This window comes from Butyricimonas faecihominis, assembly GCF_033096445.1.
Classification (GTDB): domain Bacteria; phylum Bacteroidota; class Bacteroidia; order Bacteroidales; family Marinifilaceae; genus Butyricimonas; species Butyricimonas faecihominis.
This window is the reverse complement of the sequence record NZ_AP028155.1, coordinates 2399565-2415571: the sequence shown is the minus strand read 5'-3', so window position 1 is coordinate 2415571 and position 16007 is coordinate 2399565. Positions and strand designations below refer to the sequence as shown.

15 protein-coding genes are annotated in these 16007 nt (G+C 45.6%); 8 read left to right on the top strand and 7 right to left on the bottom strand.

What is annotated here, in order from left to right:
• Nucleotides 1-95: 95 nt before the first annotated feature.
• The 3 genes from R8806_RS10065 to R8806_RS10055 all read right to left on the bottom strand — a co-directional run bounded on the left by R8806_RS10065 (nt 96) and on the right by R8806_RS10055 (nt 3422).
• A complete protein-coding gene (locus R8806_RS10065; RefSeq protein WP_229782907.1) occupies nt 96-1115 on the bottom strand; it encodes an META domain-containing protein in 1020 nt (339 codons plus the stop codon).
• 104 nt (nt 1116-1219) lie between these two features.
• A complete protein-coding gene (locus R8806_RS10060) occupies nt 1220-2734 on the bottom strand; it encodes a GH3 auxin-responsive promoter family protein (protein WP_124315785.1) in 1515 nt (504 codons plus the stop codon).
• Between the two features lie 82 nt (nt 2735-2816).
• Nucleotides 2817-3422 carry a ribonuclease HII gene (locus tag R8806_RS10055; protein ID WP_124315786.1) on the bottom strand — a complete coding sequence of 202 codons (606 nt, stop codon included), beginning with the start codon at nt 3420-3422 and terminating at the stop codon, nt 2817-2819.
• Nucleotides 3423-3606: 184 nt separating this feature from the next.
• Here R8806_RS10055 and R8806_RS10050 point away from each other — a divergent pair, with 184 nt between their 5' ends.
• A complete protein-coding gene (locus R8806_RS10050; protein ID WP_221230302.1) occupies nt 3607-4140 on the top strand; it encodes a DUF4268 domain-containing protein in 534 nt (177 codons plus the stop codon).
• Nucleotides 4141-4155: 15 nt separating this feature from the next.
• A complete protein-coding gene (locus R8806_RS10045) occupies nt 4156-5259 on the top strand; it encodes a pyridoxal phosphate-dependent aminotransferase (protein WP_124315787.1) in 1104 nt (367 codons plus the stop codon).
• 477 nt (nt 5260-5736) lie between these two features.
• Here the strand turns inward: R8806_RS10045 and R8806_RS10040 are convergent, their stop codons facing one another.
• The 3 genes from R8806_RS10040 to R8806_RS10030 are packed head-to-tail and all read right to left on the bottom strand — an operon-like array spanning nt 5737 to nt 7934.
• Nucleotides 5737-6249, bottom strand: a complete 513-nt coding sequence (locus R8806_RS10040; RefSeq protein WP_124315788.1) for an IbrB-like domain-containing protein — start codon at nt 6247-6249, stop codon at nt 5737-5739.
• On the bottom strand, nt 6236-7540 hold the full coding sequence (locus tag R8806_RS10035) for a DUF3440 domain-containing protein (RefSeq protein WP_124315789.1): 1305 nt from the start codon (nt 7538-7540) through the stop codon (nt 6236-6238). Before R8806_RS10035 ends, R8806_RS10040 begins: the two co-directional genes overlap by 14 nt.
• Entirely contained in the window at nt 7515-7934 is a 420-nt protein-coding gene (locus tag R8806_RS10030; RefSeq protein ID WP_118304454.1) for a hypothetical protein, read from the bottom strand. The genes R8806_RS10035 and R8806_RS10030 overlap by 26 nt, the downstream gene beginning before the upstream one ends.
• 271 nt (nt 7935-8205) lie before the next feature.
• Between R8806_RS10030 and R8806_RS10025 the strand changes: the two genes are divergently transcribed.
• Both R8806_RS10025 and R8806_RS10020 read left to right on the top strand, forming a co-directional pair.
• Nucleotides 8206-8883 carry an efflux RND transporter periplasmic adaptor subunit gene (locus tag R8806_RS10025; RefSeq protein WP_124315790.1) on the top strand — a complete coding sequence of 226 codons (678 nt, stop codon included), beginning with the start codon at nt 8206-8208 and terminating at the stop codon, nt 8881-8883.
• A 2-nt stretch (nt 8884-8885) separates the two neighbouring features.
• The gene (locus tag R8806_RS10020; RefSeq protein WP_124315791.1) at nt 8886-10436 is read left to right on the top strand and encodes a DHA2 family efflux MFS transporter permease subunit; all 1551 of its coding nucleotides are present in this window, start codon (nt 8886-8888) and stop codon (nt 10434-10436) included.
• 10 nt (nt 10437-10446) lie between these two features.
• Here R8806_RS10020 and R8806_RS10015 read toward each other — a convergent pair whose 3' ends face one another.
• Nucleotides 10447-11463, bottom strand: a complete 1017-nt coding sequence (locus tag R8806_RS10015; protein WP_164719549.1) for an aldose epimerase family protein — start codon at nt 11461-11463, stop codon at nt 10447-10449.
• 142 nt (nt 11464-11605) lie between these two features.
• Between R8806_RS10015 and R8806_RS10010 the strand changes: the two genes are divergently transcribed.
• The 4 genes from R8806_RS10010 to R8806_RS09995 all read left to right on the top strand — a co-directional run bounded on the left by R8806_RS10010 (nt 11606) and on the right by R8806_RS09995 (nt 15999).
• On the top strand, nt 11606-12769 hold the full coding sequence (locus tag R8806_RS10010) for a galactokinase (protein WP_317715821.1): 1164 nt from the start codon (nt 11606-11608) through the stop codon (nt 12767-12769).
• Nucleotides 12770-12793: 24 nt separating this feature from the next.
• A complete protein-coding gene (locus tag R8806_RS10005; RefSeq protein ID WP_124315794.1) occupies nt 12794-14419 on the top strand; it encodes a sodium/sugar symporter in 1626 nt (541 codons plus the stop codon).
• Nucleotides 14420-14705: 286 nt separating this feature from the next.
• Complete coding sequence (locus tag R8806_RS10000) at nt 14706-15173, top strand: hypothetical protein (RefSeq protein WP_124315795.1); 468 nt, start codon at nt 14706-14708, stop codon at nt 15171-15173.
• Between the two features lie 265 nt (nt 15174-15438).
• The gene (locus R8806_RS09995; RefSeq protein ID WP_158572041.1) at nt 15439-15999 is read left to right on the top strand and encodes an RNA polymerase sigma factor; all 561 of its coding nucleotides are present in this window, start codon (nt 15439-15441) and stop codon (nt 15997-15999) included.
• Nucleotides 16000-16007 lie beyond the last annotated feature (8 nt).

Here is a 16007-nt window from a genome sequence, read left to right as displayed (position 1 = left end):
CTACCAGCTCCTCCTCTGTTTATAGAGGAGGTGGCACGAAGTGACGGAGGAGTTTTTTGAAATAAAATGACTTTTGGGATTACCCCTTTCTATAACTATTTCTTTTCATGTAGTTTCAATACTTTTCCGTCGGGGAGGGTTAATTCGGCTTCTTTCCCTTTTCCCATCAGGCTTACTTGATCGTTTTTGTACATGTAGCCGGAAGCCATGCGTTGCTGCGGTAGCTCGTAGGTCTGGTCGTCAAGTGTCACGACTGCCAGTTCTTCCGCGGGATAGAAGGTAACTTCTACTTGGTATAGCATTTTGGTTTTACCGTCACCGCCTTGGAATACCACGTTAATCACGCTTTCGGGAGTTTCGGTGTACAATGTTTCACCGCGTTGTTCGATGATCCATTGTCCGTTTACCTGTCTTACGTTATAGGTGTCGTCATCTTCCACGTTCCAAGCGTAACCGCCTTTCGGTAGTTCACGTCTGTTTAGTAGCGGGTTGTTTTCCATGTTGGGAATAAATACTTCGGCCAACGTGGAATCGGTGGAGAACACGATGAAGGTGGAAAGTGTGGCTTGCGGATCGTTAACCGGGTTCATGCGAACACCGGATTCGAACAGGCGGATACAGTCTTTTCTAGCTTCAGACCAAGTGTAGCCTGCCGCGCCGTTACATCCGTGGGCGTCGTTTGCGACACCAACTTTTTCTTCTGTTTTAGGCACGAAAACAAGAGTTTGTTTCCGGTCTTTATCCGTTAATTTCAATTCTTTGTTTTCAATGCTGTACGAGGTCATGGCAGCCAAAGTCTGGATGTATTTGCTCTCGAATTGTAGATCCGGACAAGCCATCATGGTGCTTCCACCCGGTTCTAACTTGATGGTGTTACCTTCCGTGGAGTATCTTCCGAAAAATCGGTTACACCCGGAGAATCCGTACATCGTGTTGGTGTCGGTCAGCATGAGGGTGGGTACTCGTTGCGGAAGAGTGGTTTTCCCCTTTGTGGTTGTCATCTCTTTCAGTTGCCATTCGTTGGCAGTCAGTTGCGCTTTGTCTCCGCTGTTACTTTTACAGCCAGAGAAGCCAAGCGTCACGGCGATCATCATTAAAATAGTTGTTTTTCTCATATGTGTGTGAATTTTTTACAAAGATACGACCTAAAACAGGAAAAAGTTTATAATTGTTATAAACTTTTTCTTGCTTTGTCGGCGAGGGATTCATTATCTGAATCTTATCCTTGATTCATTTTTAGTAATTCATCGATGTGCGTGCGGTCGTTCCATAACTGTGGCACTTTATTCTGTCCACCGAGTTTCCCTTTTTCTTTCAGCCAGTCGTTGAAAAGGTTCGGACGAGCTGCATGGAGGATCAGACGCTGAAGTGACATATCTTTATAGCGTTTCGCCTCGTAGTCGGAATTTACTTTTTTCAGTTCCGTATCAAGGATATTGGCAAAATTTTCCAAGTCCACGGGGGGAGTTCCGTATTCGATAATCCATTCGTGGGCTCCTTTTTTACCATCCTCCATGAATACCGGGGCAGCCGTGAATGCCATCACTGTGGCTCCGGTCTTTTCACAGGTCTGTTTTAGGGCCTCGATGGCATTGTCGATAATTAATTCTTCCCCGAAAGCGTTGATAAACAACTTTGTGCGTCCCGTGATTTTGAATTTGTAAGGACGGGTAGAGGTGAACATAATCGTATCTCCGATCATGTAGCGCCATAATCCACCATTCGTGGAAATAACAAGAGCGTAGTTCACCCCGGTTTCCACTTCTTCCAATAGAAGAACCCGGGGGTGCGGTTTAGTCAGTTCGCTGATCGGAACAAATTCATAGTAAACGCCATAGTCCAGCATTAATAGCATGGACGAGTCGCCGGGATCATCCTGTAATCCGAAGAAACCTTCCGATGCGTTGTAGGTTTCCATGTATTTCATTTTCGGGTCGGGCAACAGGCGTTTGTATTGTTCCCGGTAGGGGGTGAAGTTTATGCCACCGTGAATAAATAGTTCAAGGTTGGGCCATACTTCGTGAAGGTTGCTTTTTCCCGTGCGTTCCAGAATCCGGTTGATGAGCGTGAGGAACCACGAGGGTACCCCCGCGAGACTACGTACATCTTCTTTGATTGTGGTGTCGCATATCTTTTCAATCTTTTCTTCCCATTCGCTCATGAGCATGATCGATTGGTCGGGGGTCTTCATCATGTTGGCCCAGAACGGGGTGTTGGAGATTAATATGGCGGACAAGTCTCCGTAGCGGCAATTGTTGTTTGTCTTGGATATTTCGCTACTTCCCCCCAGAGCCAAGGTCTTCCCGTTGAATACTTGTGCATCCGGGTATAGTTTATTGAAAATAGAGATAACATCCTTACCGCCTCGGAAATGACAGCTTTCCAAAGATTCTTTGCTGACCGGGATAAACTTGCTTTTTGCCGCTGTTGTGCCTGACGATTTGGCAAACCACGTGATGGGTTCCGGCCATAACAGGTTTTGCTCGCCGTTCATTAATCGCTCTGAATAGGGGGCCAGCTCTTCGTAGTGAATGATGGGCAGGCGCTCCCGGTATTGTTCTGCCGTCAAAATAGAGTCGAAATCATATTTCAGTCCGTACTCCGTGTCAGCGGCTCTGCGAAGTAATTCAACCAACGTGTCTCGTTGCACCTGAATCGGGTTTTCTTTGAAGAAATCGATTTGTGCCAACCTTTTGGTCGAGAACATGGATATGATGGAATTGATTACGGGCATAGGATTAAGTTAAAAATTAAAAGTTAAAAACTAAAAGTTAACCTCTATTGAGGGGTAACAACTATCGTACCATTTGTTATTTTTAGTGATCGAAATCTAGTTTTAGTTGCGGGTCGAGCAACGTGAAACTTTGTCGATGATAAGGGGTAACTCCATGGAGCAAAATGCCTTCCCGGTGCTTTTTGGTCGGGTAGCCTTTGTTGCTGATCCAGTCGTAAACGGGGTACTCTTCATGCAATTTTTTCATGTATTCGTCCCGGTGTGTTTTGGCCAGAATGGAGGCTGCCGCGATAGCCATGTATTTCCCGTCTCCTTTTACGATGCAATGGTGTTCGATGTTCCGGTAGGGTTTGAACCGGTTGCCGTCAATCAGAATATGTTCCGGGGTGACACTTAGTTGTGCCAGCGCCCGGTGCATCCCTTCGATGGAGGCGTTGAGGATGTTGATTTTGTCGATTTCGTTATTGTCCACGCTGGCCACCGCCCATGCGAGGGCTTCCCGTTCAATGATCGAGCGCAATTCATCCCGTTTCTTTTCAGAGAGTTGTTTCGAGTCGTTAAGCATTTCGTTGGAAAAGTCTTCAGGAAGGATTACCGCTGCCGCGAAAACCGGTCCTGCCAGACATCCCCTCCCGGCCTCGTCACATCCGGCCTCGATTTTATCTTGATAGTATTTTAATGTCAACATAAATAATGGGTTTATAAAGTTCATAAAGTTCATAAGGTCTAAAGTGACGGGTGTCTTTCGGACGGTGTTTAACGGCAACTTGGGCTACCGTGGACCAAGCGCCCCGCAAGAGTCCATTGACTTTATAAACTTTATAGACCTTATGGACTTTATGAACCTTAAACTTTATCACTCCCGCAAATATATGAAATACTTTGTAATTTTTGCTATATTTGCGGGGTTGTCCCTGCATACTAATTTTAATTTATCAGAGGTGTTCACGAAAGAAGAGGCAAAAGAGATTCGGGTGAAATTCTGGGAAGGTTTCAAGCGCTATTGCAAGCGGAAACATATTTACCGGAAATGGGTACTCACGGGGGTGAAGATACGATCCACGCAGTTAAAATTTTACGCGGACCGGGAGAAGGCTCTCGTGTTATTCCAAATAGACCATAAAAATGAGTTACGTCGGTTCGAGGTGTACGAGTGTATGTTATCTTACCAGACGTTATTTCGGGCGGAGTGCGGTGACGAGTTGAAGTGGGAGGAAGAATATACCGGGATCGAGGGGCAGGAGATCAGCGCGATTTATTTCGAGTTGCGGGGGGTGAACCTTTACCGGGAGGAGGATCACGAGCGGATTTACGCTTTCTTTGCCGAGAAGATGCCTTTGCTGGAAGACCTTTATTACGAATACAGGGATTTGATTAACGAACGATTGAAACAGAACGATAATTAAAAACGCTGGATTGCGATGAAAATAAACAAGAGTGGGGCCGCTCTTTCCCGTATCGTGCAAATCGGGGAGACGCTGAAAGAACTTTCCCAGAAGAGCGGGAAGGAGTATTTGCCCTTGAACCGGGGTGTGAATCAAGTGGTAAATATCGACTTGACAGAAGTCGTGAAATCAATAAACTTTAATTCTCCGGAGATACAGGTGTACCCGCATGGAGCTGGGCGTCCGGACTTACGAGCGGCAATTAACGAGGAGTTTTTTGCCGGAAAGTCTTCGCCGGATAATATATTAATTACGGCAGGGGGAATGCATGCCCTTGATCTCGTGGCACAGACCGTGAATATCGGAAAGTTATTCCTGCCCTCGTATTATTGGGGATGTTATTTCAAAATGCTCAAGATTCGTTCCGTGGAGAGCGAAGGATATGACAGTCAATCAGATTTACTCCCGATGATCGATCGTTTGCGGGGAAATGCCGTGTTAATTAGTGATCCGAGTAACCCGCTGGGAGACAAACATGATGACGAGGAACAGTTGAATATTATTCGGGCGTTGAATGATGCCGGGGTGGTGATTTTTTATGATTGTCCCTATCGTCGGTTGTTTATGGATGCTTCGGATGATTACTACACGCGTCTGATGAATCTGGATAACGTGATTATCACGGAGAGCTTTAGCAAGTCGGTCGGGTTGAGTGGCCAGCGACTTGGGTTTATCCACACGTGTAACAAGGAGTTGCATGATGAGTTGGAGGTGAGGGTGATGTATAACACGAACGGGATTAACGGTTTTGCACAGGAACTCGTGTTACGCTTGCTGACAACGCCGGAAGGGAAAAAGGCCGTGACGGCATTTAAAGAGCGTACTACCCGGGATATAGCTTTGAATATCGAGTATTTACGAGCCAGAGGCTTGCTGGCGGAAGAATTTTATCATGGAACCACGCCACGAGGCATTTTCGTGATCGTGAATCGTGGTGAGGAGGAGTTGCTGGAACACTATATCGGTGCCGTATCACTTTCTTTCTTCACGAAAACCCGGCAGGAGTACGCGAAGAATTATTCCCGTATCTGTGTTTCCGTGCCTCACGATAAGTTGGTGAAATACTTTGAAACGATTTGATCATTGCTGCCTTGTCATTCCCTAGGGTATGGCTAGGGATGGGCTAGGACAAATACCAAACAATTACATCACAGGAACACGGCAAGTACATGGAAGATTGTTCTTGCTATGTTCATGCTATGAAGATGCTATGTTTTTGCCCTAGTCTATCGATAGACTAGGGGATAATCACGGGCGAACAAATGGACTTGATACTCCGGATGGGGCTTATAAACTTTATAAATAAGTTTTTTATAACTTTGCCTAAATAAGAGTAAAGAGAACGTTTGTGAATCAAATATTATCCCTTCCTCTCCTGCCTACGTTTTTTGCCGGAATCTCTTACGAGCTGAACGACGGTATGGAACGTCTTTCCAGACCATCTTTTACCTCGTCTTCAATCTCATGGGACATTTGCAATTTATGATTTACGAAATGCATTGATCTTGTGGGAGAATCTAAAATCGTAAATCATAAATCTAAAATCAATTCGTCACTTCAATCATCTCTTGTCAGGCTAAATTCCTTGTCGGCAAATAATTCTGCCAGCCCGGAGATTTGTTTCAGGCGTAGTAATTCGTCTTTATCCATTCCGATATTGCGCATGATCCAACTGTCGGACATTCCGGCTTTGGTCAGTTCGGCCACGATTTCGGTCATTAATTCGATGCTATGCGTACCTCTTGCCCGGTTGTGCCGGATGGTAGAGGCCATACGGTTGGAAATATCTTTGTTGATGACGACTACGGGGAGCAATCCTTTTTCCCGTTCGAATATCCGTTGGGATGTTTTCATGACTTTGTAGCGGTGAAAACCGTCCACGAGTTCATAAATATCCTTTTCCGGGATGTAGTAACAAACGCAGGGCATCGTGTAGCCGTCTTCCCAGATGGATAGTTCCAATAGTTTCATTTCCGGGGGTGCCACCACGTTCGGGTTGTAGGTGTTGGCAACCACCTTATCAATCGGGACGGAAATAACGTTGTATACGGGACTTTTATATTCTTCCATAAGATTCCATGATAGATTTATATTTTTGCATCACCTTGGCCCGGCGTTCCCGTTCGGCTTTCGAGGGGGCGAACCCCATGTATTTACAGGCATGATCGTTTTTCAGGATACAAATGCAGATACGTTTGAACGTGGGGAGTTCTTTGAACTCCGGAATACGTACATCATCCTGATAATCCATGCGCACGGGCTTTTTATCTGTCTTGTAATTTGTCGTTTCGCTAACCGTGATCGGGATTCCCATTCGTCGGAGTTTGGCGATGGTCTCTTCTGCCAGACAGCCGCCTTTGTTTCGCCAAAATTCCATGCTCACGGAGAGTTTGTGCAAGTAGTTTTCCCTAGCCTCGTCCGGTAGGGTGCAAAGGAGAAATTTAAAGTAATCCGACCAAGTCATGTTCTCCGGGAGGGTGATGGACTGCCAGCCCATGGCGGAAGTTCCCCCGTATAACCCGGTAAAGTTGACTCCGTTGACCCGGTTAATCATTTTGCCCCATGTGTCCGGATCTATGGCCCGGTAGAGTTTCAAGCTGGAGAGCGCCTGTGAGATAAACGGGCTGGCTACGCGTTGCCTTTCAAGAGGAACTCCTGCCTGATAATAGAGATCATACAGGTGGTTGTAGTCCCATTGAAATTTTCCGTTGGCGGTCCAGATGTCCGTGGTAAGCCAGTCGTATATGGGGTAGGCGTTAAAGATATTTGCTGTTACTTTGTGAGTCCATTTCAAGTGCTTGTAACTGTGGTAATTCCTGTCCCGGTGGATGGCTTGCCAGCGATGGTAGCTTTCTTGCGTGCGAATCCCGATGAGGCAACAAGTACGTTGAGCGTTTTTCTTCCGGTGATACCATTCTGCAAATTTGACTTGAAAATCGTAGTCCCACATCTCTTCCGAGTAGAAATCAAAATCTTCTTTGCGGTAGCATATTTCGGGCATATCCCTGACCCACAGATCTCGTAAATTATCTTCCCACGGGCGCCAGAAACGCTGGTACATGGAAGTACACGTGGAGACTTTGAACGGGATGCATACTCGGTAGACTTCCAGTAAGTCGGCGTTATCGGCGAGCGTGCGGTCCACGTACCGGATCGTCTCGTTATACTGCACCTCGTAGTCCATGTGAAAAACGCCCAGTTTCCGTTTGAGCTTGTGCTGACGGATATAGTCGATGCACAGGTTTAGTAAAACCCCGCTGTCTTTGCCACCGGAGAAAGACACGTACACGTTATCAAAATCAGAAAAAATTCGTTCCAGTCGGTTTTGCACGACATCATACACACTTTTTTTTATTCTCATAAGCTGGAGGATATACCATTTTTATATACAATTTCCACTCTTTTGAAACTATAAAACCGTTTGTCTTGAAGGTTTCTGCATCTCGGGTGTGGGAAACGGCAAAAAGAGGTTGTTCCCCTGCAAATTCTTTTTTTGCGAAGTCAATCAAGGCGGATAGTAACAAGGAATTGCCTCCTGATACGTAATAATTATCAATACAGGCGCCCGTACTCTTTATGTCAATAGGCATGAAACCTTTCACCACTCCCTTCTCTGTAGCCACAAGCCATTTGTGGTGAACGGAGGTCTTGAACGGATAGTTATTATTGTACCGGAGTACGGGAATACTCATTACCAACGGTGCCACGAGTTGGTATAACCGAGGGTCCGTACCATGTAATTTTTCTATGTCCATTACCGATCGCTTTTTGCAAAACTAATAAAATTAAGCAATGATTCAAAAGAATAATAAATAAACCTTTTAATATAGGCTTTACAAAGTAAATGTCGAACGTGTATATTATCATCTGTTTCTTATGTGAAATATCGGGAAAAGTAATTTGTGTTCTCTTTTTCATTTGTTTGCAGCTCTTGTTGTCGATTCCTGTATTGTGATTATAACCTAACGGCTTGTCTTGACGTTTATAAGGTGAATATTTTAATTCTAACTAAACTGAACTCGATTTATGGCAGATACTACAACAACAGTCTCCGGTAAAGGGGAGAAGAGGAAGATTATATTCCTGATTATCTTTATCATCGTGGCAATCGTGGTTGCCGTTTTGTGGTGGCTGGATTACAGGAAGTATATCCGCACGGACGATGCGAATCTCGATTCGTTCCGGGTGAGTGTTTCGGCTCCGGTGGCGGGACAAGTGACCCGTTTGTACGCGATGGAGGGGGATACAGTGAAACAGGGTGACACATTGTTTATTCTTGACGATAGCGCTTGTATGGTGATGGCTCCCGTTGATGGCGTTGTCGGAAAACGTTGGGTTCTACCGGGAGATCGGATTGAGGCGGGACAGACTGCGTTTACCCTGAATCGGGGAACAGATATTTGGGTAGCGGTTTACTTGGAGGAAACGAAGTTTAAGGAGATTTATCTCGGGCAGAAGGCTCAATTCACTTTGGATGCTTACGATAAGCTAACTTTCGAGGGACGGGTGTATTACATCGGGGACAACACGGCCTCGGAATTCGCTCTTGTTTCTCCGAATAATGCATCCGGTAATTTCACGAAAGTAACCCAACGCATACCGTTGAAGATCTCTATTGATAGGGTTGAAGGTGATGACGGGCAAAAGGCTCGGGTGAAGTTGGTTTCGGGTATGTCTGCAACGGTTAAAATCGAGAAGGAGTGACCATGAATGTCGTTACCGCAACACCGATCGGAGGAAGAAGTTACAAGTGGCTCGTGCTGTTTAACGTCATGTTGACCACGTTTATGGCCGTGCTTGATTCCACGGTAGTCAACACTGGTTTACCCGTGATTATGGGAACGCTTGGGGCGTCCATGAATAGTGCCGAATGGATACTGACGGGCTACATGCTTTCCATGGCAACCATTCTTCCGGCTGCCGGGTGGTTGTCTGATCGTTTCGGTTACAAGCGAATCTTTATTTTCTCGTTAACAGTATTTACCGTGGGTTCGTTCATGTGCGGCAATTCCACGGCTATCGGGGAACTGGTATTCTGGCGTATATTTCAGGGAATCGGGGGTGGTTTGCTGATGCCCGTGGGGATGGCTGTGGTAACGACTGTTTTCCCGGTGGAGCAACGGGGTATGGCGCTCGGGTTCTGGGCGATCGCCTCGGCTGCCTCTGTTTCCTTTGGTCCGCTTATCGGTGGCTATCTCGTGGATAATCTGAATTGGAATTATATCTTTTTCGTGAATATTCCTATCGGGATATTCAGTATCATATACACGATGATCGTGCAACAGGAGTACAAGACGGGTATGAGGCAGAAGTTTGACATACCGGGTTTTATCACGTCTGCCGTGTTTTTGCCCGTTTTCCTGTATGGTCTGTCCGAGGTGACCTCAAGTACGAACACGAAAGGGTGGTCCAGCCCGTTGGTGTTGGGATGTATGTGGGTGGCAGTGGTTAGTTTCGTGTTATTCCTGTACACAGAATTGACGGTAAAACATCCTATGATTAATCTCAAGATATTCAAGGACCACAATTTCTCGCTGGCGAACCTGATCGTGTTTATATTCGGGATCGGGATGTTCGGGAGTACTTTTCTGATTCCCTTGTATATGCAGGATTCGCTGGGGTATTCGGCCTACCAGACGGGTTTGTTCTTCCTGCCCGTGGGATTTCTACAAGCGGTGGCATCCCCGTTGGCCGGAAATGCTTCCCGGTGGGTAAACCCAAAGGTCGTGATCGTGTTGGGATTGTTCTTGTTATGTACCAGTTTTTACATGAATTATTCTTTCTCCTTTCTGACCGATAAGTGGTACATCATGATCAGCCTCTATTTGCGGGGAGTCGGGTTAGGGATTCTTTACCCGCCCTTACTCAACGTCTCTTTGCGGCAAATCAGTAACCAACAGATGGCTCAAGCGTCGAGCGTGACGAACATCGTGCGGCAAATCGGGGGAAGTTTCGGGGTGGCCATGTTCAGCCATTTGTTGAGCCAGCGACAGACGTATCACACGGAACGTTATCACGAGGCCATTGCTTACACGGGAGAGACTTACTCGAACGTGGTGGATGGGTTAAGCCGCTTTTTTAGTTCGAGTGGCGGGTTGGGACATACGGAATCCGTGTCCTATGCGAAACAATATATACTTGAACACGTGGACATGGAGGCCTATATTAGTGGGATTAACGATGTGTTTTTCGTGGCATTCGTTACCACGTTGCTAGCCGTGATCCCGATGCTCTTTTTGAAAACCAAACGAAAATAAATCTATCGGTTTATCCCTCGGTTTCGTCCTCGTAGTCTTCTTCCACGCTGATACAGTTGAACGAGTAGATCGTTTTGTGAAGATACCGTTCGCCCGGGTTCAAACGGGTGGAAGGAAAACAAGGATGGTGGGGACTGTCCGGGAGCATTTGTGTCTCTAGGGCAATTCCCGAATAGGGACCGTAATGCTTTCCGCCTTTCCCGTTGCCCACGTCGATGTATTTACCCGTGTAAACCTGCAAGCCGGGGTAATCCGACAGGATGGTAACCGTGATCCCGTTTTTCGGGTGGGACAATTCGGCCATGAGTTGGGGTTCTATCGGATCTCCGAACGTGTAGCAATCATCCAACCCGTCTTCCTGCAAGGCGAGGAAAAGCGGTTTGTTGAAATCGAAAGCGTGTTTTTTGTCTGTCGAGAGGACGGTTCCCGTTGGGATTAAATCAGGAGTTGTTTCCAGATAGTGGGAGGTATAAAGCCGTAGTTCGTGATTCCCGATATGCTCGTCGGTCGGCCTTAGATTGAAATAGGGGTGTTGCGTGAGATTTACGTGTGTCGGTTGATCGCAACTAGCCTCGTAAATCACTCGGAACACGTTGTTTTCAATGGAATAACGAACCGTGACGTCCAATGTACCGGGGAAACCGTTCTCCCCATCCGGACTAGTGTAACGCAGAATGAGATGTTCGTTGTCCGGTTGTTCCGCGTCCCAAAGACGTTGATCGAATCCGGGCGTTCCCCCGTGGAGGGTATTTTCTTTTTCATTCTTGTTCAACACGTAAGTCTTGTTGTCAATTGTGATCTCCCCGCCTTTGATGCGGTTACCATAGCGTCCGATGAGCGCCCCGAAATAAGGGTAATTCTTCCGGTACTCCGGGTCAATATATTGTTCAAGGGTATCAAATCCTAAAACCACGTCTACAAGTTTCCACCTGCAATCGCGTACAAATATGTTTTTTATAATCCCGCCGAGATTACATACGTGAATTTCAAGGCATTCATTCTTGAGAATATATTCTTTCAGTTCCATGATCCATGATTTTAATCGACTCATAAAAATAAGCAATAGAATGTAATTTTCATTCGTGTTGAACATGAAATTTTAAAGAAAATACTTTAACTTTGTAGACATACGGGTGGCTAAAAAGCCTATTTTGAATTTTAAACTCTAAATGGTTAACATGGATACAGGCGTGTTGGAACAAAGATTTGAAGAGATTTACGGGACAAAGGTTGAACATCTGTACTTTGCTCCCGGACGGGTAAATCTAATCGGGGAACATATTGATTATAACGGGGGACGGGTGTTCCCGTGTGCGTTGAGTTTCGGGACTTATCTGGCCGTGGCTCGTCGGGATGATCGGAAGATTGCTTTCGCCAGTATGAACCAAACTTTTCAAGTGGAATGTGATCAAAGTATTTTTGAGAATAAACCTGATGAATGGGTGAAGTATCCTTTGGGGGTGGTGAAGGAGTTCTCGGATCGAGGACTTGCCCCGTGGGGTTTTAACATCCTGTATTTCGGGAATATTCCGAACGGGGCCGGGTTATCCTCGTCAGCCTCGATAGAGGTTGTGACGGCGTTTATGCTAAACGATCAGTTGAATGCCGGGCTGGACGTGGTGGAGTTGGTGAAAATGTCACAACGGGCAGAGAATGTTTTCGTGGGTATGAATTGCGGGATTATGGACCAGTTTGCCGTGGGTATGGGAAAGAAAGGACACGCTATTGCGCTGGATTGCAGTACTTTGGATTATGATTTGATCCCGCTAAACCTTAATGGATATAAATTGGTAATCACCAATTCAAATAAGAACCATGATTTGGTTACTTCCGAGTATAACGTGCGGCGGAGCCAGTGTGAACAGGCTTTGGCCGATATAAATCAAGAACTGGACGTGAAACATCTGTGTGATTTGAGCGAGGAAGAATTGGAGAGGGTACGTCATTTGATTTCCGATGAAACCGTTTATCGCCGGGTTCGTCATGCCGTTACGGAGAACGAGAGGGTGAATGAAGCCATTGACGTGTTGCAAAAGGGGGATTTGGTTCGTTTCGGGGAATTGATGAACGCGTCGCATCGGTCATTGAAGAAAGATTACGAGGTTACCGGTGTCGAGATGGATACGCTGGCGGAGGAAGGGCAGAAGTTACCGGGCGTGCTGGGGTCCCGGATCACGGGGGGCGGTTTCGGTGGTTGCACCGTGAGTCTTGTGAATGAGGATAACGTGCAGGAATTTATCGAGAAGTTGGCTTCCGTGTATCACGCTAAAGTCGGGTTTAATGCCGAGTTTTACGTGGCGGATATTGGTGATGGCGTGAGGAAAATTTACTAAGTATAAACCATAACAATTGGAAAAATGTTGAACACGAGTTTTGAGTTCTGGGATTATTTCATCTTCGGGGCGTATGCCTTGATGATTATCGCCGTGGGATTATGGGTGTCAAGAGGTAAGAAAGGTGTGCAGAAGACAACGGAGGATTATTTCCTTGCGAGCAAATCGTTACCATGGTGGGCTATCGGAGCCTCGTTGATTGCGGCGAATATCTCTGCCGAGCAATTTATCGGGATGTCCGGATCGGGGTTCGCCGTGGGACTGGCCATTGCCTCGTATGAGTTTATGGCAGCCTTGACCTTGATCATCGTGGGTAAATTCTTTTTACCTATATTTATCAAACAGGGGCTTTACACGATCCCCGAATTCGTGGAAAAACGTTTCTCGACGAACTTGAAGACCATTCTTGCCGTTTTCTGGATCGCCTTGTTTATTTTCGTGAACTTGACTTCCGTGCTTTTCTTGGGGGCAAAAGCTATTGATACGATTATTGGTACGGGTAACGGGGAGTTATTCATTCCCGCTATCGTCGGGCTGGCCTTTGTTGCTGCGGCATATTCCATTTACGGGGGACTATCGGCAGTGGCTTGGACGGATGTGATTCAGGTGGCCTTGTTGATCATCGGGGGCGTTATAACCACGCTTATCGCTTTGGATAACGTGTTGCCCGGTGGCGGTGTCGTGGAGGGATTTAAACACGTCGTGGACACGGCGGGCGATAAGTTCCATATGATTATCTCGAAGGATAACCCGGAGTTTAAAAACCTGCCGGGTATTGCCGTGCTTATCGGTGGTTTATGGGTGGCAAACCTCTATTATTGGGGGTTCAATCAATACATCATCCAGCGGACGTTGGCGGCCAAGTCATTGAAAGAGGCTCAACGAGGTATTGCTTTCGCGGCGTTTCTGAAATTGATCGTGCCTTTGATCGTGGTTATTCCGGGAATCGTGGCTTTCGTGATGTACACCGAGTCTAAAGACCCGTCCGTGACGGCTATGTTCGAGATGACGGGAGGAAATGATAAAGCCTATCCGTGGCTGATCGGGACGTTTGTTCCCACGGGTTTGAAGGGTTTGGTGCTGGCGGCATTGGCTGCGGCTATTGTTTCTTCGTTGGCCTCCATGCTGAATTCGACTTCTACCATATTTACGATGGATATTTATAAACCTTACATCAACCGGGAGGCCTCGCACAAAAAATTAGTGAGTGTGGGACGGATCACGGCAGCCGTGGCGTTGGTGATTGCGGGTTTGATTGCACCCATGATGGCTAATTTCGACCAGATGTTCGTGTATATTCAAGAGTACACGGGGTTAGTGAGCCCCGGTATTCTGGCCGTATTCCTGATGGGTTTATTCTGGAAGAAGACAACAAACCGGGGGGCTATAATCGGAGTGCTGATCTCTATTCCCGTGGCGTTGTTGCTGAAGTTCCTGCCCATCGAAATGCCGTTCCTCGATCAGATGATGTATACGTTCTTGTTGACGATGGTAACGATCGGTATGGTTAGTTTGGCTACCTGCAAGACGGATGATGATCCGAAAGGCTTGGTGTTGACTTCTGAAATGTTCAAAACCGATAAGGTATTTAATATTTGTGCTTACGTGATTTGTATTTTGTTAGCCGTGATTTATACGGCTTGTTGGTAGAGCGTGGATAGAGAATGAGGTGATGTTTCGGGGGTTAAAGGGGGTGATGAGCCTTTACCCCCGATTTTTTCTCTTTACACGGTCGGTACACGGTCGCTCGTGAGCGAGGGAGTAGCGAAGGAGTACCGAGAGTGTACCGAAGTCGATCCCTGTCTTCTACCTTACTTCATCCTATTTCGTTTGGGATGTGATTTACTACAAGTTTATATCACAAATTTTCATCATAAATAAATTTTGCCGAAATATATTGTTGTTCAATTTTTGTTCCATGTAAATAATTATAGCTATGAAAACATACATCAAATTTTTATTCATTGTTGTTGGTATTAGTTCCGTACTCATGGCATTCATTCCGACATCAACAATCAATACGAGTAGAATGTTAATCAATATTGATTGGAAATTACAGGACGTTTCAAATAATGGATATTCCATGATTGAGAGATTTAACGAGGGAGAATTAACAACTAAATTTATTCAAGGATACGACACGACGGTCTCTATAACATCTTATTATTTATCAGATACGCTAGTCAAGATATTCAATCCTAGGGAAGTTCGAGCATTGAGAAGAGGTGAATACAAGTATATTGTCGTAGAAGATGGGGAAAAAAGTAGAGAACCAAAAAATCCAACACTGATATATGAGATTTTAAATTTGAATAGTGATTCTTTAGAGATTCAATACATACCACGATATGGCGAAATAATACGTGAAGGGAGACCAGTAACATACAAACCATTGAAAAAATAAAACGAATTGTTTTGAACTTGATCCCTGTTTTTTACCTTATATTTCCTATGTTACTAGGGACATGGTTAATTATAAATAGTCAAGTTTAATAGCTGGTTTTCGGAAACCGGGTTATGTCTGTGCGGATTATGTTCTTCAGCACATTTTGCCCTTCCAGAGCAAGATAGTGTCATTAAAATTGTTAAGGGGGTTGTATCTAAAGAAAGAAAAGATTAACTTTGAAATCATCTAAAGTAAGTGTTTCTTATAATTAGTACTTATTGTTTTGACGAAATCAGAGGATGTTTTAATAAAAAAGTTCCGGGCTGGAAATGGTGTGATTTTCAAGGAGATTTTTGATCGATACTATCTCCCCGTGAAGTCGTACGGTTTCCAGTATATCGAGGACGATGAGATTGTTGAAGATTTCGTGCAAGATGCTTTCCTGAAGGTGTGGGAGAAACGGGCGGACTTTTATTTTGTTGCGGCAATTAAAAGTTTCCTGTATATGAGTGTCAGAAATGCTTGTTTGGATTACCTGCGTCACCAAAAAGTGCAACGTCGCAATGAGCCGGAATTAATCCTGTGGCTCACGGAAGAGGGAGAGGAAGAATTTATTCTTGAAGAGGAAGTTCATGCGATGGTGTACGATGCGATAAAGGATTTGTCGGAGCGATCCCGTCGGGTCGTGATTCTGACGATGGAGGGTCTTTCCAATCCTGAGATTGCGAAAGAGTTAGGGGTTTCCGTGAACACGGTGAAGACGATTAAATTGCGTGCTTACAGGGTGTTGCGGGAACGGTTGAAGGGTATTCAGTGGTTGTTATTACTTCTTTTGGGCGTTTAAAGAATTTT